The 14,752-nt window shown below is 69.5% G+C and carries 13 protein-coding genes; 8 read left to right on the top strand and 5 right to left on the bottom strand.

From position 1 onward, the window contains the following. Positions 1–29 precede the first annotated feature (29 nt). From C8D93_RS17065 to C8D93_RS17055, 3 genes are all read left to right on the top strand, one after another. Positions 30–590 carry a sigma-70 family RNA polymerase sigma factor gene (locus C8D93_RS17065; protein ID WP_110266441.1) on the top strand — a complete coding sequence of 187 codons (561 nt, stop codon included), beginning with the start codon at positions 30–32 and terminating at the stop codon, positions 588–590. Further along, on the top strand, positions 587–1,327 hold the full coding sequence (locus C8D93_RS17060; RefSeq protein ID WP_110266440.1) for an anti-sigma factor: 741 nt from the start codon (positions 587–589) through the stop codon (positions 1,325–1,327). Before C8D93_RS17065 ends, C8D93_RS17060 begins: the two co-directional genes overlap by 4 nt. Before the next feature lie 76 nt (positions 1,328–1,403). Beyond that, positions 1,404–2,546 carry a CaiB/BaiF CoA transferase family protein gene (locus tag C8D93_RS17055; protein WP_110266439.1) on the top strand — a complete coding sequence of 381 codons (1,143 nt, stop codon included), beginning with the start codon at positions 1,404–1,406 and terminating at the stop codon, positions 2,544–2,546. 15 nt (positions 2,547–2,561) lie between these two features. On the opposite strand, the gene C8D93_RS17050 is transcribed toward C8D93_RS17055, so the two are convergent. From C8D93_RS17050 to C8D93_RS17040, 3 genes are read right to left on the bottom strand one after another with little or no spacing between them, the layout of a single operon-like run. After that, complete coding sequence (locus tag C8D93_RS17050) at positions 2,562–3,854, bottom strand: alanine racemase (protein ID WP_110266438.1); 1,293 nt, start codon at positions 3,852–3,854, stop codon at positions 2,562–2,564. After that, positions 3,851–5,260 (bottom strand): FAD-linked oxidoreductase, L-gulonolactone oxidase family, encoded by a 1,410-nt coding sequence (locus C8D93_RS17045; protein ID WP_110266437.1) that lies wholly within the window; start codon positions 5,258–5,260, stop codon positions 3,851–3,853. The genes C8D93_RS17050 and C8D93_RS17045 overlap by 4 nt, the downstream gene beginning before the upstream one ends. Before the next feature lie 7 nt (positions 5,261–5,267). After that, positions 5,268–5,627, bottom strand: a complete 360-nt coding sequence (locus C8D93_RS17040; RefSeq protein WP_245903959.1) for a c-type cytochrome — start codon at positions 5,625–5,627, stop codon at positions 5,268–5,270. 154 nt (positions 5,628–5,781) lie between these two features. Between C8D93_RS17040 and C8D93_RS17035 the strand changes: the two genes are divergently transcribed. Continuing rightward, a complete protein-coding gene (locus tag C8D93_RS17035) occupies positions 5,782–6,378 on the top strand; it encodes a TetR/AcrR family transcriptional regulator (RefSeq protein WP_170124083.1) in 597 nt (198 codons plus the stop codon). A gap of 1 nt (position 6,379) precedes the next feature. After that, on the top strand, positions 6,380–8,947 hold the full coding sequence (locus tag C8D93_RS17030; RefSeq protein ID WP_245903957.1) for a TonB-dependent receptor: 2,568 nt from the start codon (positions 6,380–6,382) through the stop codon (positions 8,945–8,947). Between the two features lie 13 nt (positions 8,948–8,960). Here C8D93_RS17030 and C8D93_RS17025 read toward each other — a convergent pair whose 3' ends face one another. Continuing rightward, complete coding sequence (locus tag C8D93_RS17025) at positions 8,961–9,890, bottom strand: alpha/beta fold hydrolase (RefSeq protein WP_146216643.1); 930 nt, start codon at positions 9,888–9,890, stop codon at positions 8,961–8,963. A gap of 275 nt (positions 9,891–10,165) precedes the next feature. On the opposite strand from C8D93_RS17025, the gene glpK reads away from it, so the two are divergent. After that, positions 10,166–11,638, top strand: coding sequence for a glycerol kinase GlpK (glpK, locus tag C8D93_RS17020; protein WP_110266433.1), 1,473 nt, complete (start codon positions 10,166–10,168; stop codon positions 11,636–11,638). On the opposite strand, the gene C8D93_RS17015 is transcribed toward glpK, so the two are convergent. Next, entirely contained in the window at positions 11,630–12,601 is a 972-nt protein-coding gene (locus tag C8D93_RS17015; RefSeq protein WP_110266432.1) for a chorismate transformation FkbO/Hyg5 family protein, read from the bottom strand. The genes glpK and C8D93_RS17015 overlap by 9 nt on opposite strands. 150 nt (positions 12,602–12,751) lie before the next feature. Between C8D93_RS17015 and C8D93_RS17010 the strand changes: the two genes are divergently transcribed. Together C8D93_RS17010 and C8D93_RS17005 are read left to right on the top strand one after the other, a co-directional pair. Continuing rightward, complete coding sequence (locus C8D93_RS17010; RefSeq protein ID WP_110266431.1) at positions 12,752–14,023, top strand: flavin-containing monooxygenase; 1,272 nt, start codon at positions 12,752–12,754, stop codon at positions 14,021–14,023. Then, positions 14,020–14,751: a sulfite exporter TauE/SafE family protein gene (locus tag C8D93_RS17005; protein ID WP_110266430.1), complete on the top strand. Its 732-nt coding sequence runs from the start codon at positions 14,020–14,022 to the stop codon at positions 14,749–14,751. The genes C8D93_RS17010 and C8D93_RS17005 overlap by 4 nt, the downstream gene beginning before the upstream one ends. Position 14,752: the final 1 nt, after the last annotated feature.

The raw sequence follows: 14,752 nt of genomic DNA, 5'->3' as shown, positions 1-14,752 counted from the left end.
CGATCCGCGACCGAAAAGGTCCCCCTTGCATGGCTGACCCCGAACAGCTCGCGCGCCTGCTCTCCGCTACCGCAGGCGGCGACCAGCGTGCGTTCCGCCACCTCTACGACGCGAGCGGCCCGCATCTGTTCGGGCTGCTGCTGCGTATCCTCAAGCGTCGCGACTGGGCCGAGGAGGCGTTGCAGGACTGCTTTCTGAAGATCTGGCAGAAGGCCGACACCTATGCGCCCGACAAGGGCGCACCGCTGACGTGGCTGATGACGATCGCCCGCTATCGTGCGCTCGACCTGCTGCGTGCGAAGCGGCCGGAAGTCGAACTGCCGGAAGACGGCGAGGACGCGTCGATGCAGTTCGCCGATGACAGCAGCGGCATCGACCCCCAGGCCGGTGCTGTGGAGCAGGAAGGTATGGGCCGGCTCGCCGAGTGCATGCGCGGCCTGCAGGACGAGCAACGCCGCAGCGTGCTGCTGGCGTACTACGAGGGATATACCCATCAGGAGCTGGCGCGGGCCTTGAACGCGCCGCTGGGGACGGTGAAGAGTTGGGTGCGGCGCGGCCTGCAGCGGCTGCGGGAGTGTCTGGGCGAATGAGGATCGAACGACCACGACTCAAGCAGGCCTTGTCCGCCGCCTATGTGCTCGGCACGCTCGAAGGCCGCGCACGGCGTCGCTTCGAGCAACTGCTGGCGGCGCGCGCCGACCTGCGCGAGCAGGTGCGATGGTGGGAGCAGCGGCTGGCGCCGCTGCAGGACGGCTTCGTCCCGCAGGCGCCGCACGAGCGGGTCTGGACGGCGATCGACCGTCAGATCAACGCATCGAAGACCACATCGTTGCCGACGACCGCCGAACGCCGCCTGCGCCTGTGGCGGACTTGGGCGCTGCTGGCGACGGCCGCCTGCGCCGTGCTCGCGGTCGGCCTGGTGCGCGAACTCGACCGGCCGCCACCGCCGGTGCAGATCGTGCGCGTCGAGGTGCCGGTGGTGCAGCCGCTTCCGTATGTCGCCCTGCTGCGCCCGGGCGAAAGCGAGGCGCAGTGGCTGGTGACCCTGTCGCCGGAGCGCCGGCTGATCCGCATCACCGGGGCCGGCCGTTTTCCGCTCGACCGGGCGCGCGAGAGCCTTGAGCTGTGGGTGCTCGGCGACGACGGTCAGCCGCGCTCGCTCGGCGTGATGCCGGCCGACGGCGACGCCGAGATGCCGATGCCGCGCGGCCTGACGATGCCCGCGCGGCCGACGCTCGCCGTCTCGCGCGAGCCGGCGGGCGGCTCGCCGACGGGCCTGCCGACCGGCCCCGTGATCACCGTCTCGCCGGCCCAGCGCGCGAGCTGAGCTTTCGGAGTCCGCGGTCGCGGATTTCGCGCGACCGGCATAATCCGGCGACACATCGAACAGGGGGTGAACCGACGTGGCCGGACCGTTGCAGGGACTGAAAATCATCGAAATGGCCGGCATCGGCCCCGGGCCGTTCGCGGCGATGATGCTGTCGGACATGGGTGCGGAGGTGATCCGCGTGGAGGCCAAGGCGTCGCAGGCGCCGATCGGCTTCGCGCATCCGCGTTTCGACGTCACGACGCGCGGACGCCGCTCGATCACGGTCGACCTGAAGCACCCCGACGGCACCGAACTGCTGCTCAAGCTGCTTGAGCAGGCCGACGCCCTGCTCGAGGGATTTCGCCCGGGCGTGATGGAGCGGCTGGGCCTGGGGCCCGAGGTCTGTCTCGCGCGCAATCCGCGACTCGTCTTCGGGCGCATGACCGGCTGGGGCCAGACCGGGCCGCTGGCCAAGGCCGCGGGGCATGACCTGAACTACATCGCGATCACCGGCGTGCTGCACGCGATCGGCCGCGCCGACGAGCCGCCGCCGGTGCCGCTGAACATGATCGGCGACTACGGCGGCGGCGGCATGCTGCTGGCGTTCGGCATGGTCTGCGCGCTGCTCGAGGCGCAGCGCTCGGGCAAGGGCCAGGTCGTCGATGCCGCGATGACGGACGGCACGGCGCTGCTGAGCTCGATTATCGTCGGCATGAAGGCCGGCGGATTGTGGAGCAACCGCCGCGCCTCGAACCTGCTCGACGGCGGCACGCATTTCTACGACTGCTACACCTGTGCCGACGGCAAGGCCGTCGCGCTCGGCGCGCTGGAGCCGCACTTCTTCAAGCTGTTCTGCGAAAAGGTCGGACTGGACGGCATCGACATGAGCCAGCATCTGAGCCCGAAGCAGTGGACCGCGCTCAAGCCGCGCATCGCGGCACTGTTCCGCACGAAGACACGCGACGAATGGTGTGCGCTGCTCGAAGGCACCGACTGCTGTTTCGCGCCGGTGCTCGACTGGGACGAAGCGCCAGAGCATCCGCACAACAAGGCACGCGGAACCTACGTCGAGATCGACGGTGTGGTGCAGCCGGCCCCGGCCCCGCGCTTCAGCCGCACGCCCGGCGAGGTGCAGCGGCCGCCGGCGGCGCGCGGCGAGCATACGGACGAAGTGCTCGCCGATTTCGGCTTCGCGGGTGCGGACATCGACGCGCTGCGCAAGACCGGCGTCGTGTAGCGGCCAGCCGGCCGGTCACGCGCCCTGCGTGAACACCGGCCAGGTCTCGACGATGCGCCCGTCGTCGTAGACGGCGATGTCGCCGAACTGCAGGAACACGAACTCGCTCTGATGCGGGCGCAGGAAGACGTGATCGCCGACGGCGAGTTCGACGTCGACCGATCCGTTGTAGAGGTCCTGGTTGGTCGAGTGGCCCCAGATCGCGTTGCGCTGCAGGCCCGGCGGCGACACCGGGTCGGCCAGCCAGTAGCCGCCGTAAAGAAAGAACGCGCGGGCGGTGTTCGGGTCCCAGGCGCGGAACAGGCCGGTCAGCGACTCGATGCCGGCGATCTCGGTGCGGTCGAGCGCCTTGAGCACCGGGGTCGCGATGTAGGACGCCGGCTGGTGATCGGCCAGCGACGGCACGTCGAAGTCGGTCGGCATGACCAGGCCCGAGCCCATCGCCAGCTCGTTGCACGGCTCGCTGCCGTCGTACATCGCGTAGGTCGAGCTGCCGCCGGCATTGAGCGTCAGAGCGCTGGCGTCGAAGGTGTCGCCGAGCGTTTCGCGAACGGCACCCAGCGCTTCGGCATACGCCTGCATCGCCCGGTCGAGCGCGCCGCGCGGGCCGCCGAGCAGGCCCGGCATCTTCGAGGCATGTGCCTCGTAGCCCATCAGCCCGGAGAAGCGCAGCGAGGGTTCCGCCTGCACGGCGCGCAGCGCCTCGGCGACGGCGCGGCCGTCGCGCAGGCCGCCGCGGTGCAGGCCCACGTCGATCTCGAAGTTCAGCCGCATCGGCCCCAGGCCCTCGGCGGCGCGCGCGCGCGCCAGCTCCGCGTACTCGGCGATGCGCACGGGGGTATCGACCAGCCACTCGATCCGCGCCGAGGGGTCGAAGGCCGGATTGCGGTGGTGGGCGAAGAAGCGCGTCACGGCGCCCGCCGGCATCGGCTTGCCGAGCAGCACCCGCGCATCGGGCATGCGTTCGCCGACGAGGTTGAGGAAGGGCTGATGGAAGACCATCAAGCGATCGGTCCCGGTCGCGCGGCGCACGGTCTCGATCAGCGGCAGGCTCGGCAGCGACTTGGCGACGATGCGGTAGGCGAAGTTGCGCGGACGGTTGGCCTGCAGGCGTGCGAGGTTGTGTTGCAGACGGGCGCGGTCGATGACCAGCGTCGGGCGCATCAGGCCGGCGTCGGCCAGCGCCGACTGCAGTGCGCGGAAGTAGGCGTCGTGGGCACCGGCGCGCGCGCGCGGCTTTGCGGCGACGACGGCAGCCAGTGGCGCGGCCACGGCGGCCCCGAGCAGCAGGCGGCGTCTGCGGTTCATGCGAGGCCGAAGAGCGTGCGCAGATAGGGATTGAGCATGCGCCCTTCCGGATCGAGCGCCGCGCGCACGGCGAGAAAGTCCGCCCAGCGCGGATAGCGGCCCGCGAGCTGTGCCGGTGTGAGCGTGTGCATCTTGCCCCAGTGCGGGCGGCCCTCGTACGGTTGGTAGATTGGTTCGATGTCGGCGAAGTAAGGCAGCGGGTCTTCGGCGTGATAGCGGTGAACCGCGATCGAGCCTGAGACCTCATGGCCCTGGAACGGGCTCAGCCAAGCATCGTCGCCGCGGACGACGCGCAGCTCGATCGGGAAGAACTCCTCGTGATGCTGCGCTTCGATGCGTTTGCGCACTTCCTTAAAGACCGGGAGCAGCGCATCGGCGTCGAAGTGATACTCCATCTCGTTGAACCGCACCTCGCGACTCGACGGAAAGATGCGGTACCACAGATCGACTGCCTCTTCGGGCTTGAAGTCCTGCGTCGCCAGGTCGAGCACGCGCCGGCGCAGCCCCGGCCACCAGCTCAGCCAGTCGCGCGCCTGCTTCATCTGCATCACGGCGTCGTTGTCCTGCTCCTCGCCGCGCGGCGAGATCGGCTCGTCGGTCGGATCGATGGCGATCGCGACCGCGCTGCTGCAGAACGGCAGGTAGTAGATCTCGAAACTGTGATGCTGGCGTGCCAGTTCGTCGAAGCGCTCGAGCAGCTGGTCCAGGGGCTCGAGCCAGACGCTGCGCTTGAGCTTGTGCGTCGGCACGTTGCGCAGCGTCACCTCGGTGATCACGCCGAGGCTGCCGAGCGAGACACGTGCCGCGGCGAACACCTCCGGGTTGCGCTCGGCGCTGCAGTCGATCACCTCGCCGCGCGGCGTGACCAGCCGCAGGCCGGTGACGTAGCTGTGCAGCGCGCCGAGTGCGCGGCCGGTGCCGTGCGTGGCGGTGGCGATCGCACCGGCGATCGTCTGCGAGTCGATGTCCGGCATGTTCGCGAGGGCCTGGCCGACGCCGTCGAGCATCGGGCCGACGTCGCCGAGTCGCGTGCCGGCCCCCAGCGTTGCCGTCAGGCTCGCAGCGTCGTGCGCCTTCAGGCCGCCGAAGTTGCGCAGCGACAGCAGCGAGCCCTGTGTCGGCACCAGTGCTGCGAACGAGTGCCCCGCGCCCACCGGGCGGATCGGTGCCGGCGAGTGCTGCAGCAGCGCGGCGAGCTCCTCCTCGTCCTGCGGCGCCAGCCGTTCGGCCGGCAGTGCGTGCTGGTATCCCGACCAGTTCTGCCAGGGCAGCAGACGCCTGCCGTCGGGGCCGGTGGTCGGCATCGGTGCCTTCGGCATGTTCGAGGCGCCATGATCGTCGCAGGCGGCGAGGCCGACGCCGCCGGCTGCGGCGAGCGAGCTGATCAGGAAGTCGCGGCGATTCATCGTGCGCCTACTGACCGGACATGTAGCGGATCAGCGCGGCGAAATCCTCTTCGCCGCAGTCCATGCATGCGCCCATCGGCGGCATGCCGCGATAGCCGCCGATGGTGTGCTCGACCAGCACGTCCATGCCCTGCGCGAGGCGCGGCGCCCAGGCTTCGCGGTCGCCGGTGGCGGGCGCTCCGGTGCGTGCCATCGGGTCGTGGCAACCCCGGCAGGTCTGCGAATAGAGCCGCACGACCGCGGGGTCGGCGGGCGCGGCGGCCGTTGCCGCTGGCGGTGCAGCCGGTGGTGGCGGGGCGGAATCGCAGGCGGCCAGCAGCGCGGTTCCCGCGCACACGAGTGCCGACAGTGCCGAATGCATACGCATCTTCGATGTCCCCCGCTCAGGTCCGTGCCAGCTTACACCGGCTGAATTTCCTACTGTCCCAAATTACATACTCCGGGTATGTTTTGCGTCAATGGGAAGATTGGATCAGCCAGCCGCCCCGTCTGCACAGCGACGACGCCAGACGCGCGGCGACATGACGCGCCGGCGGTTGCTGCGCGCGGCCGAAAAGCTCTTCGTGACGCACGGCTTCGACGCCGTCAGTGTCGATCGCATCGTCGCCGCGGCAGCCGTCACCAAGGGCGCGTTCTATCACCACTTCGCCGACAAGCTCGGGATCTTCCGGGAAGTGTTCGAATCCATCGACCGCGAGATGGGCGAGATCGTGCGTGCACGCGCGCTGACCGCGGACACGCCGCTCGGCATGGTGCAGCTCGGGGCACGCACCTGCTTCGAGCTGTGCACCCGGCCGCGCTACGGGCGCATGGTCTACGTCGTCGCACCGGCCGCGCTCGGCTGGGCGGCCTGGCACGAGACCGACACGGCGATCGCCCGGCAGATCGTCGTCGAAGGGCTGCAGAACGCCGTCGACCGGCGCGAGCTGGCGCCGGCGTCGCTGTCGGCGCTCGCCACCCTGCTGCTCGGCGCCATCCTGCAGGCGGCGATCACGATCGCCACCTCGCCCCGGCCAAAGCGCGTGGCCGCCGAGCTTGCCGCCGAAACGGATCGCCTTTTGCTAGCACTGGCGGCGCAGGCCGGATACCGGCCCCGCGAGCTGGACCCGGAGAGCTGAGATGAAACACTGGATGATCGTAGCCGCAGCCGCGTCCCTGTCGAGTGCGGGCGCCGCGTTCGCGCAGAGCGCGGACGACGACTTTCTCGACGCGCTGTTCGCCGACGAGCCCGCCGCTGAATCCGAACCGCGCGGGGAAGCCGTCGCGCCGCGCGCGGACGTGCAGACCGCCGCGCCGACGCCGCCCGAAGCCTTGTCGACGATCGCGGTCGAGCCGCTGCAAACCCCGGTCGCGCAGCCGGCTGCCGCGCCGCCGCCGCGCGCGACGCAGATCGAGGAGATCGTCGTCACCGCGCAGAAGAAGGAGCAGTCGCTGCAGGACGTGCCGATCTCGGTGACCGCGGTCGACGGCGCCTTCATCCAGATGACCAATGCCGTCGATCTCGCCGAGGTCGCCGCCTACGTGCCGAACGTGCGCGTCGATGCCGACGATCTCGGTTCGCCGCAGCTGTTCATCCGCGGCTTCGGCACCAATGCCTTCAATCCGAGCTTCGAAAGCTCGGTCGGCTTCGTGCAGGACGAGATCTACTTCGGCCGCCCCGGTTACTTCACCGAATCGATGTTCGACGTCGATCGCGTCGAGGTCCTGCGCGGGCCGCAGGGTACGCTGTTCGGCAAGAACACCATCGCCGGCGTGTTCAATGTCACCAGCAAGCGGCCCGGCAACTTCTTCGAGGCCGACGGACGCTACAGCTACGGCAGCGACAACGCGCACCGCGTCGAGGGCGGTGCGGGCGGCATGTTCAGCGACTGGGGCGGCCTGCGTGTCGCCGGCCTGTACCGCAGCGAGGACGGCGAGCTGTACAACGGCTTTCTCGATCGCGAGGAAGAGAAGCTGACGCAGAAGGCCGGTCGTCTGAAGCTGCTGCTGTACCCGCTGCCGAACGTGACCTCCGAGCTGACCGCGCAGATCTCCGATACCGAGGCCGCGTTCTGGCCGTTCCAGCTGATGCAGCTCGACGACGACACGCGCAACTTCCTGGAGAGCTACGACCCGGACGTCGAGGACGATCCTTACGACTTCAATACCTCGGCCGATACGCCGGGCTTCATCGAGAAGGGATCGGAGACGGTGGCGCTGAACACGCGCTGGGATCTCGGGACCGTGGCCGGCGGCCTGCACGACAGCAGCCTGACACTGGTGCTGGCCGGATCGACGTTTCATATCGACCAGCTCAACGAGCTCGACGTCTCGCCCGCCGACATCGCCCGGCTCGACAACCACGAGGACCACGAGCAGATTTCCGCCGAGCTTCGCTTCGCCGCCCGCGCCGACAGCCTGTTCGGTCTCGGCCGCGAGATCGATTTCGTCGCCGGCGCGTTCTGGTACGAGTCCAGCTACACCCTGCTCGCGCGCATCATGGCCGGCAGCGACATCGGCGCGTACCTGCTGACCGACGACTTCCTGCAGCTCGCCAGCGGCGGCGGCATCAACCTGTTCGGACCCATCGGCCTGCCGGGCATCCCGCTCATCGGCAACCTGCTCGGCCCGGTGATCGGCGAGGACTTCTACCAGCTCGACTACGAGCAGGATGTCTCCTCGCTGGCCTTCTTCGGTCAGGCGACGTGGTTTCTCACCGAGCGCTGGGCCATCACGCCGGGCATCCGCATCAATCGCGAGGAAAAGACCGTCGACTCGCTCGGCACACGCCAGTGCACGCTCGATCGGCTCGGCCTGCCGATCTGCGTGATGTCGCTGCTGCTCGGCGCCGAGAACTACGAGCAGCGCGGTCTCGAACGCGACGAGTCCGACGTCTCGCCGAAATTCGTGATCCAGTACTTCGGCGACAACGGCGTGAACCTCTACGCCTCCTATGCGCGGGGCTACAAGAGCGGTGGCTACAACTCGCTGTCGTTCACCGGCGAAGACCTCGAGTTCGAACCGGAGAACGCCGAGACCTTCGAGCTCGGCATCAAGGCAACCCTGCTCGACCGCAGCCTGCGCGTGAACGCGACGGTCTACGAGACGCGCTTCGACAACCTGCAGGTGCTCGCCTTCAACGGCATCTTCTTCGACGTCAGCAACGCCGCATCGGCGAAGTCCCGCGGGCTCGAGGCCGACTTCCTGTGGCTGACGCCGTTCGCGCCGCTGCAGATCATGGGTTCCGTCGGCCTGCTCGATGCCAAGTACGAGGACTATGCGGCCGCGCCGGCGCCGGTGCGCAACCCGCAGACCGGCGAGCTGCAGCTCGATGCCCAGCAGGATCTCGGCGGGCGCACCATCGCCTTCGCGCCCAAGGCCACCGCGACGCTGACGCCCATGCTCACCTTCCCCGTGTTCGGGCTGACCGGGCGGCTCGCCGGCGACGTGCTCTACCAGGGCGAACAGTACACCGACACCGATCTCGACCCCGCGAGTCGCGTCGACGCGTACACGCGCTACTCGGCGCGCTTCACGCTGTCGGACGTGATGGAGCGCTGGTCGGTCACGATCGGCGCCAACAACCTCACCGACAAGCGCGTACTCAACCAGGTGACCGATGCGACCTTCTTTCCCGGCACCTACTTCGCGCAACAGGCCAGCGGCCGGCAGCTGTATGCGGCGGTGACGCTGCGCTTCGGGTCCTGAGGGCCGGCGAGGTTCAGCCGGGTATCCGGGCTCGCAGCCAGGCGATCAGGTCGTCGGTGACCTGATCGCGGCAGACGTCGTTGAACAGCTCGTGGCGGCCGTCGGCATACAGGTGCTGGCTGACGTCCGTCAGGCCGGCGTGCCGGTACAGCGTCGCCAGCGCCTGCGCGCCCGCCGCGAAGCGGCAGGCGGGGTCCGCGGCGCCGTTGAGCAGCAGCACCGGCAGCGACTTCGGGATGCGCGCGAGTCGCGAGGCCTCGCTCAGGCGGCCGCCGGCTTCCAGCAGCTCGATCCACATCGCTGCCGAGCAGCGGAACCCGCACAGCGGATCGCGGACATAGGCATCGACCTCGGCCGTGTCGCGCGACAGCCAGTCGAAGTCCGTCCGCGCGGGTCTGAAACGGCGGTTGAAATCCTTGAACGTCAGCGCCTCGGCCAGCGCGCTGCGGTGGTCGGCACCCAGCAGGCGTGCCTCGATGCGCATCAGCGCCAAGCCCACCGCGCGCAGCGGGCCCATCGTCGCCGTTCCCGCGGAGAACACCGCGCCGGCCAGGCCGTTGCCGTGCTCGAACAGATAGTGCTGCAACAGGAACGAGCCGCGGCTGTGCCCGATCATGACCACCGGCAGCCCGGCATGTCGTCGTTCGATCTCCCCCCGCACGGCGTTGACGGCGGACAGCGACATGCGCCAGCCGTCACGATCGGCGATGTGTCCCCGTTCCGCGGCCTCGCGCACGCTGCGACCGTGTCCCGGCAGATCCGGTGCGTAGATTGCGAAGCCCTGCGCGGCGAGCGCTGCGGCGAGCCGCGCATACCGCGCGCCGTGCTCGGCCATGCCATGCACGATCTGCACGGCCGCGCGTGGCGTCGAAGCCGGCAACCAGGCATGGACATGCGCGCAGTGTCCTCCGCCCAGATCGTGCTGGAATTGATGGCTGTCCACGTGCTATTGATGCACGGTCCGGCAACCGCAGCTACGACGCGCGCCGGCGGTTCGTGCGCGGCTTCGCAAGGCGATCATGTTTCGTCCCGGTAGCGACGGACACAGGGTCCTGCGGTGGTTCTGACGGGCTGCGCGCATCCTTGCAACGTGGCGTGACGGGATTGCGGTGCCGATCGTTTCACGCGGCGACGTTCTGGATCAATAGACGGCTCCTGGAACCGCAGCGCGCACCGCGGCGGAGATGCCAAGGGCCGCATAACCGGAGGAACGCTCAGATGACGACACTGCTCGCGATCGACCAGGGCACGACCAGCACCCGCGCCATCGTGTTCGGGCGCGGCGGGGAGAAGCAGGCGGTTGCACAGCGCGAACTGCCGCAGCACTTCCCCAGGCCCGGCTGGGTGGAGCACGACGCCGAACGCATCTGGGAGGACACGGTCGCCTGCGTGCGCGATGCGCTGCAGCAGGCCGGGCTGAAGGCCGGCGACATCGCAGCGATCGGCATCACCAACCAGCGCGAAACCACGGTGATCTGGGACCGCGCGACCGGCAAGCCGATTCATCGTGCCATCGTCTGGCAGGACCGGCGGACCAGTGCCTTCTGCCAGCAGCATCAGGACCGGAGCGACTGGCTCGCGCAGCGCAGCGGCCTGCTGCTCGATCCGTACTTTTCCGCAACCAAGGTCGGCTGGATCCTCGACCACGTCGAAGGCGCGCGCGCGCGTGCCGAAAAGGGCGAACTCGCCTTCGGCACGATCGACAGCTGGCTGCTGTGGCAGCTCACCGGCGGCAAGGTGCATGTCACCGATGCGACCAACGCCTCGCGTACTGCGTTGTTCAACCTCGGGACCCAGGACTGGGACGGCGAGCTGCTCGATTTCTTCGGCGTACCGCGCGCGTTGCTGCCGCAGGTGCTCGACACCGCGGATGACTTCGGTTCGACCGTCCCCGAACTCTTCGGCGGCGCGATCACGATCGGCGGCGTTGCCGGCGACCAGCAGGCCGCGACGATCGGCCAGGCCTGCTTCGCGCCGGGCATGATCAAGTCGACCTATGGCACCGGCTGCTTCATGGTGCTGAACACCGGCGACGAGCTGAAGCTGTCCAAGCACCGGCTGCTGAGCACCGTGGCCTACCGGCTGGGCGGAAAGCCGACGTACGCCCTCGAAGGCAGCATCTTCGTGGCGGGCGCCGCCGTGCAGTGGTTGCGCGACGCCATGCACCTGATCAAGGCCGCCGGCGAGACCGAGCGGCTGGCACGCTCGATCGAGGATACACAGGGCGTGTATCTGGTCCCCGCGTTCACCGGACTGGGTGCGCCGTACTGGGACCCGGAAGCGCGCGGCGCCGTGTTCGGCCTGACCCGCGATACCGGCATTGCCCACATCGTCCGCGCGGCGCTCGAGTCGGTCGGCTACCAGACGCGTGACCTGATGCGCGCGATGGAGCAGGACGCCTGCGCCCCGACCGAGCTGCGCGTCGATGGCGGCATGGTGGTCAACGACTGGCTCACGCAGTGTCTCGCCGACATCCTGCAGATTCCGACGGTGCGACCGCAGACCGTCGAGACGACGGCGCTGGGCGCGGCCTTCGTCGCCGGCCTGCAGGCCGGCGTCTACGACTCGCTCGACGACATCGCCAAGCTGTGGCAGGCCGAACGGCGCTTCACGCCGGCGATGCCGCAGACCCGCGCCGACGAGCTGTATGCCGGCTGGCAGGATGCGGTCAGCCGGGTGCGTTCAGGCTGATTGCAGCAGCACCTCGACTTCCAGTGCGAGGTCCGTGCGGCAGATTTCCCCTTCGAGCACGCAGGCCCGATCATCGCCGAGCAGCGATCCGGCCAGCGGTCGGGCCTGCGCGAGTGTGGCGGCATTGCGCACGAACAGCTTCGTGCACACAGACGGCCAGTCGTGCGCGCCGGCGTCGCGACGCAGCTGCTGCAGGTTCTCCAGGGTTTCGCGCAGCTGGCGGGCGGCGTCCCCCGGGTGCGCCGTCTCGTGGCCGACGACGCTGGCCGTGCCGGAGACGATCAGATCGGCGCCGTCGGCCCAGTCGAGCCGGCGCGCGCGCGAGAAGCTCGGGCTGCGCGGGCCGTACTGGCGCGGATAGCGGAATGCGCTGACCTGGCGCGGATTCTCGATCTGCACGCCGGGCTGACGGGCGCCGAGGACGTAGATCAGCAGCGCTTCGCCGCGGGTGCCGATGGCGGTGGCCGCCGGCAGTCGCGCCTCGAAGCCTGCTTCCGCGGACAGCACCTCGTGGCGGCCGAGAACGAACTGGCGGTAGCGCTCGCCGTCGTCGCCGTCGCCGTCACGGCGATGGATGTCGCCGATGTAGTTCCAGCTCCGTACCCAGTGCCAGTCCGGCCGGCGCGCGAAGAAGGCGAGCAGCTCGGCGTAGGCGCGCGCAGTCGCGGTCCGCGGGTCGCGCATGGCGTCGGCGCCCACGCGCAGCTGCGCGAACAGCACGGCCTCGCCCTGGGCGTAGCCGATGCCGGCCTCACGGCCGATCTGCACCGGTCCCTCGGTCTCCCATAGCTCGACCGCGTTCCCGGACAGAACCGGCAGCGGCACCTGGATCAGGCGCGGGTCTGCGTCGTCGGTGATGCGCGCGTCGTGGACGACACAGGCCAGAACCGTCTCGCCGAGTTCGTTCGGCGCGTGCGCGAGCGTGCGCAGGCGGTAGGGCCGCGGGGCGGAAAGCGGGGGCATCGGGAGGTGGTGGGGTCCGACGGGCAGCATGAACCGGGCTGCTATTGTATCGACCGGATCGCGTCCGACCGAGGCGCGGCGGGACGACAACGCGGGGGAGCCCATGCTCATGAGTCAGCCGGCGAAGCGCGCAGGCGCGGCGGATCGCAGATGAAGATCGCACTGATCGGCGCCGGCCCGGCGGGCCTGGCCGCCGCCCGCGCATTCTCGAAGCGCGGGCTGGCGTTCACCGGCTTCGAGCGCCATGCCGACGTGGGCGGCCTCTGGGACATCGCCAACCCCTGGAGCACGATGTATGCGAGCGCGCACCTGATCTCGTCGGCACGACGCACCGAGTACGCGGAGTTCCCGATGCCGACCGACATGCCGGACTACCCGGCGCACGCGCGGTTGCTGCCGTACCTGCAGGACTACGCGCGACGCTTCGACCTGTACCGGCACTACCGTTTCGGCACCGAGGTCCAGGCGGCGGAGCGGCGGCCAGAGGGCGGCTGGCGGCTGCGGCTCGGCGACGGCACCGGCGAGGACTTCACGCATCTGGTCAGCGCCGTCGGCACCTTCAGCACGCCCTACCGTCCCGAGATTCCCGGAGCCTTCGCCGGCGAGCTGCTGCACTCGGGCGAGTACAAGGACCCCGAACGGTTCCGCGGCAAGCGGGTGCTGATCGTCGGTGCCGGCAACTCGGCCTGCGACATTGCCGTGGACGCCGTGCACCATGCAGCGAGCGTCGACTGGAGCGTGCGTCGCGGCGTGCACTTTGTTCCCAAGTTCATTGCCGGCAAGCCGGCAGACACGATCGGCGGCCGGCTCAAGCTGCCGGCCTGGCTCAAGCAACGGGTCGACGGCTGGCTGTTGAAGCTGCTGATCGGCGACCCGACCCGGCTGGGGTTGCCGAGGCCCGATCATCGCCTTTACGAGTCGCATCCGGTGGTGAACAGCCAGGTGCTCCACCACGTCGGCCACGGCGACATCCGCGTGCGCCGCGCACCGCAGCGTTTCGATGGCGGGCACGTCGAGTTCGCCGACGGCGAGCGCGCGGGCTACGACCTCGTGCTGCTGGCGACCGGCTTCGCGCTGAGCTTTCCGTTCCTCGACCGCGCCCTGCTGAACTGGCGCGACGGCTGCCCGCAACTGTTCCTCAACATCTTCCCGCCGGGGATCGACGATCTGTTCGTGCTGGGCATGGTCGAGGCCACGGGCATCGGCTGGGAAGGCCGCGCACGCCAGGCCGAGCTGGTGGCCGCCGTGATCGGCGCGCGAACGGCGGGAGACCGTCGTGTCGAGGCGTTCGACGCGGCGCGCTCGCAGGATGTGGACCTGTCCGGCGGCTTCCGCTACATGAAGCTCGATCGCATGGCCTACTACGTCCACCGGGACACCTATCTCGCGCAACTCGACCGCCACATCGCCGCGCTGGCATGACGCTGTCGTCACTCGCCCTGGCGCTGGTGGTGCTGCTCGCCTGCACGACGCAGGCGCTGGCCGGCTTCGGCAGCACCGTGGTCTGCATGACGCTTGCCGCACTGTGGCTGCCGATCCCGTGGCTGCTGCCGATCATCGTCGCGCTGAACGTCCCGTTCTCGGCCTGGCTGGTCTGGCAGCAGCGTCGCGTCATCGCCTGGCCGCTGTTGCGCCGCGAAATCCTGCCGCTGATGGTGGTCGGTGCCGCATCCGGGGCGCTGTGCGCGCCGCTGCTGATGCAGGCCACCATGCTGCGTCCGCTCTACGGCGCCCTGATCATTGCGCTGTCCGTGCTCGATCTCTGGCGCCTGCGCCGGGCGCGCGCGTGGCATGCGCCGGGTCCGTTGCGCACGGCGATGATCGCCGGTTCCGGTTTCGTGCAGGGCCTCTACGCTTCAGGCGGGCCGCTGCTGGCGGCGGCGATGTCCGGCAGCGGGCTGAACAAGAGCGGCCTGCGCGCGACGATGCTCGTCGTCTGGCTCACGCTCAACAGCGGGCTGACTGCGTGGTTCGTGGCCACCGGGCGCTTCAGCGCCGGGATGGCGCAGACCGCGGCATGGCTGTTGCCCGTGAGCTTTCTCGGGCTGTGGATCGGCAGCCGCCTGCACGATCGCGTGGACGAGCGCCAGTTCCGCCTGGCGATGGACCTGCTGCTGCTGTTCGCCGGTGCAGCACTGTTATTCGAGTGAG

It is taken from the genome of Sinimarinibacterium flocculans (assembly GCF_003201205.1).
Classification (GTDB): Bacteria; Pseudomonadota; Gammaproteobacteria; order Nevskiales; family Nevskiaceae; genus Solimonas; species Solimonas flocculans.
This window is presented reverse-complemented; position numbering and strand designations above follow the sequence as displayed.

Excerpts from the sequence above, each read along its gene's own strand:
- C8D93_RS17060 (WP_110266440.1), top strand. The coding sequence starts at position 587 with ATGAGGATCGAACGACCACGACTCAAGCAGGCCTTGTCCGCCGCCTAT.
- C8D93_RS17035 (WP_170124083.1), top strand. The coding sequence starts at position 5,782 with ATGACGCGCCGGCGGTTGCTGCGCGCGGCCGAAAAGCTCTTCGTGACG.
- C8D93_RS17005 (WP_110266430.1), top strand. The coding sequence starts at position 14,020 with ATGACGCTGTCGTCACTCGCCCTGGCGCTGGTGGTGCTGCTCGCCTGC.
- C8D93_RS17050 (WP_110266438.1), bottom strand. The coding sequence starts at position 3,854 with ATGAACCGCAGACGCCGCCTGCTGCTCGGGGCCGCCGTGGCCGCGCCA.
- C8D93_RS17045 (WP_110266437.1), bottom strand. The coding sequence starts at position 5,260 with ATGAATCGCCGCGACTTCCTGATCAGCTCGCTCGCCGCAGCCGGCGGC.
- C8D93_RS17065 (WP_110266441.1), top strand. The coding sequence starts at position 30 with ATGGCTGACCCCGAACAGCTCGCGCGCCTGCTCTCCGCTACCGCAGGC.
- C8D93_RS17010 (WP_110266431.1), top strand. The coding sequence starts at position 12,752 with ATGAAGATCGCACTGATCGGCGCCGGCCCGGCGGGCCTGGCCGCCGCC.
- C8D93_RS17040 (WP_245903959.1), bottom strand. The coding sequence starts at position 5,627 with ATGCGTATGCATTCGGCACTGTCGGCACTCGTGTGCGCGGGAACCGCG.
- C8D93_RS17030 (WP_245903957.1), top strand. The coding sequence starts at position 6,380 with ATGAAACACTGGATGATCGTAGCCGCAGCCGCGTCCCTGTCGAGTGCG.
- glpK (WP_110266433.1), top strand. The coding sequence starts at position 10,166 with ATGACGACACTGCTCGCGATCGACCAGGGCACGACCAGCACCCGCGCC.
- C8D93_RS17015 (WP_110266432.1), bottom strand. The coding sequence starts at position 12,601 with ATGCCCCCGCTTTCCGCCCCGCGGCCCTACCGCCTGCGCACGCTCGCG.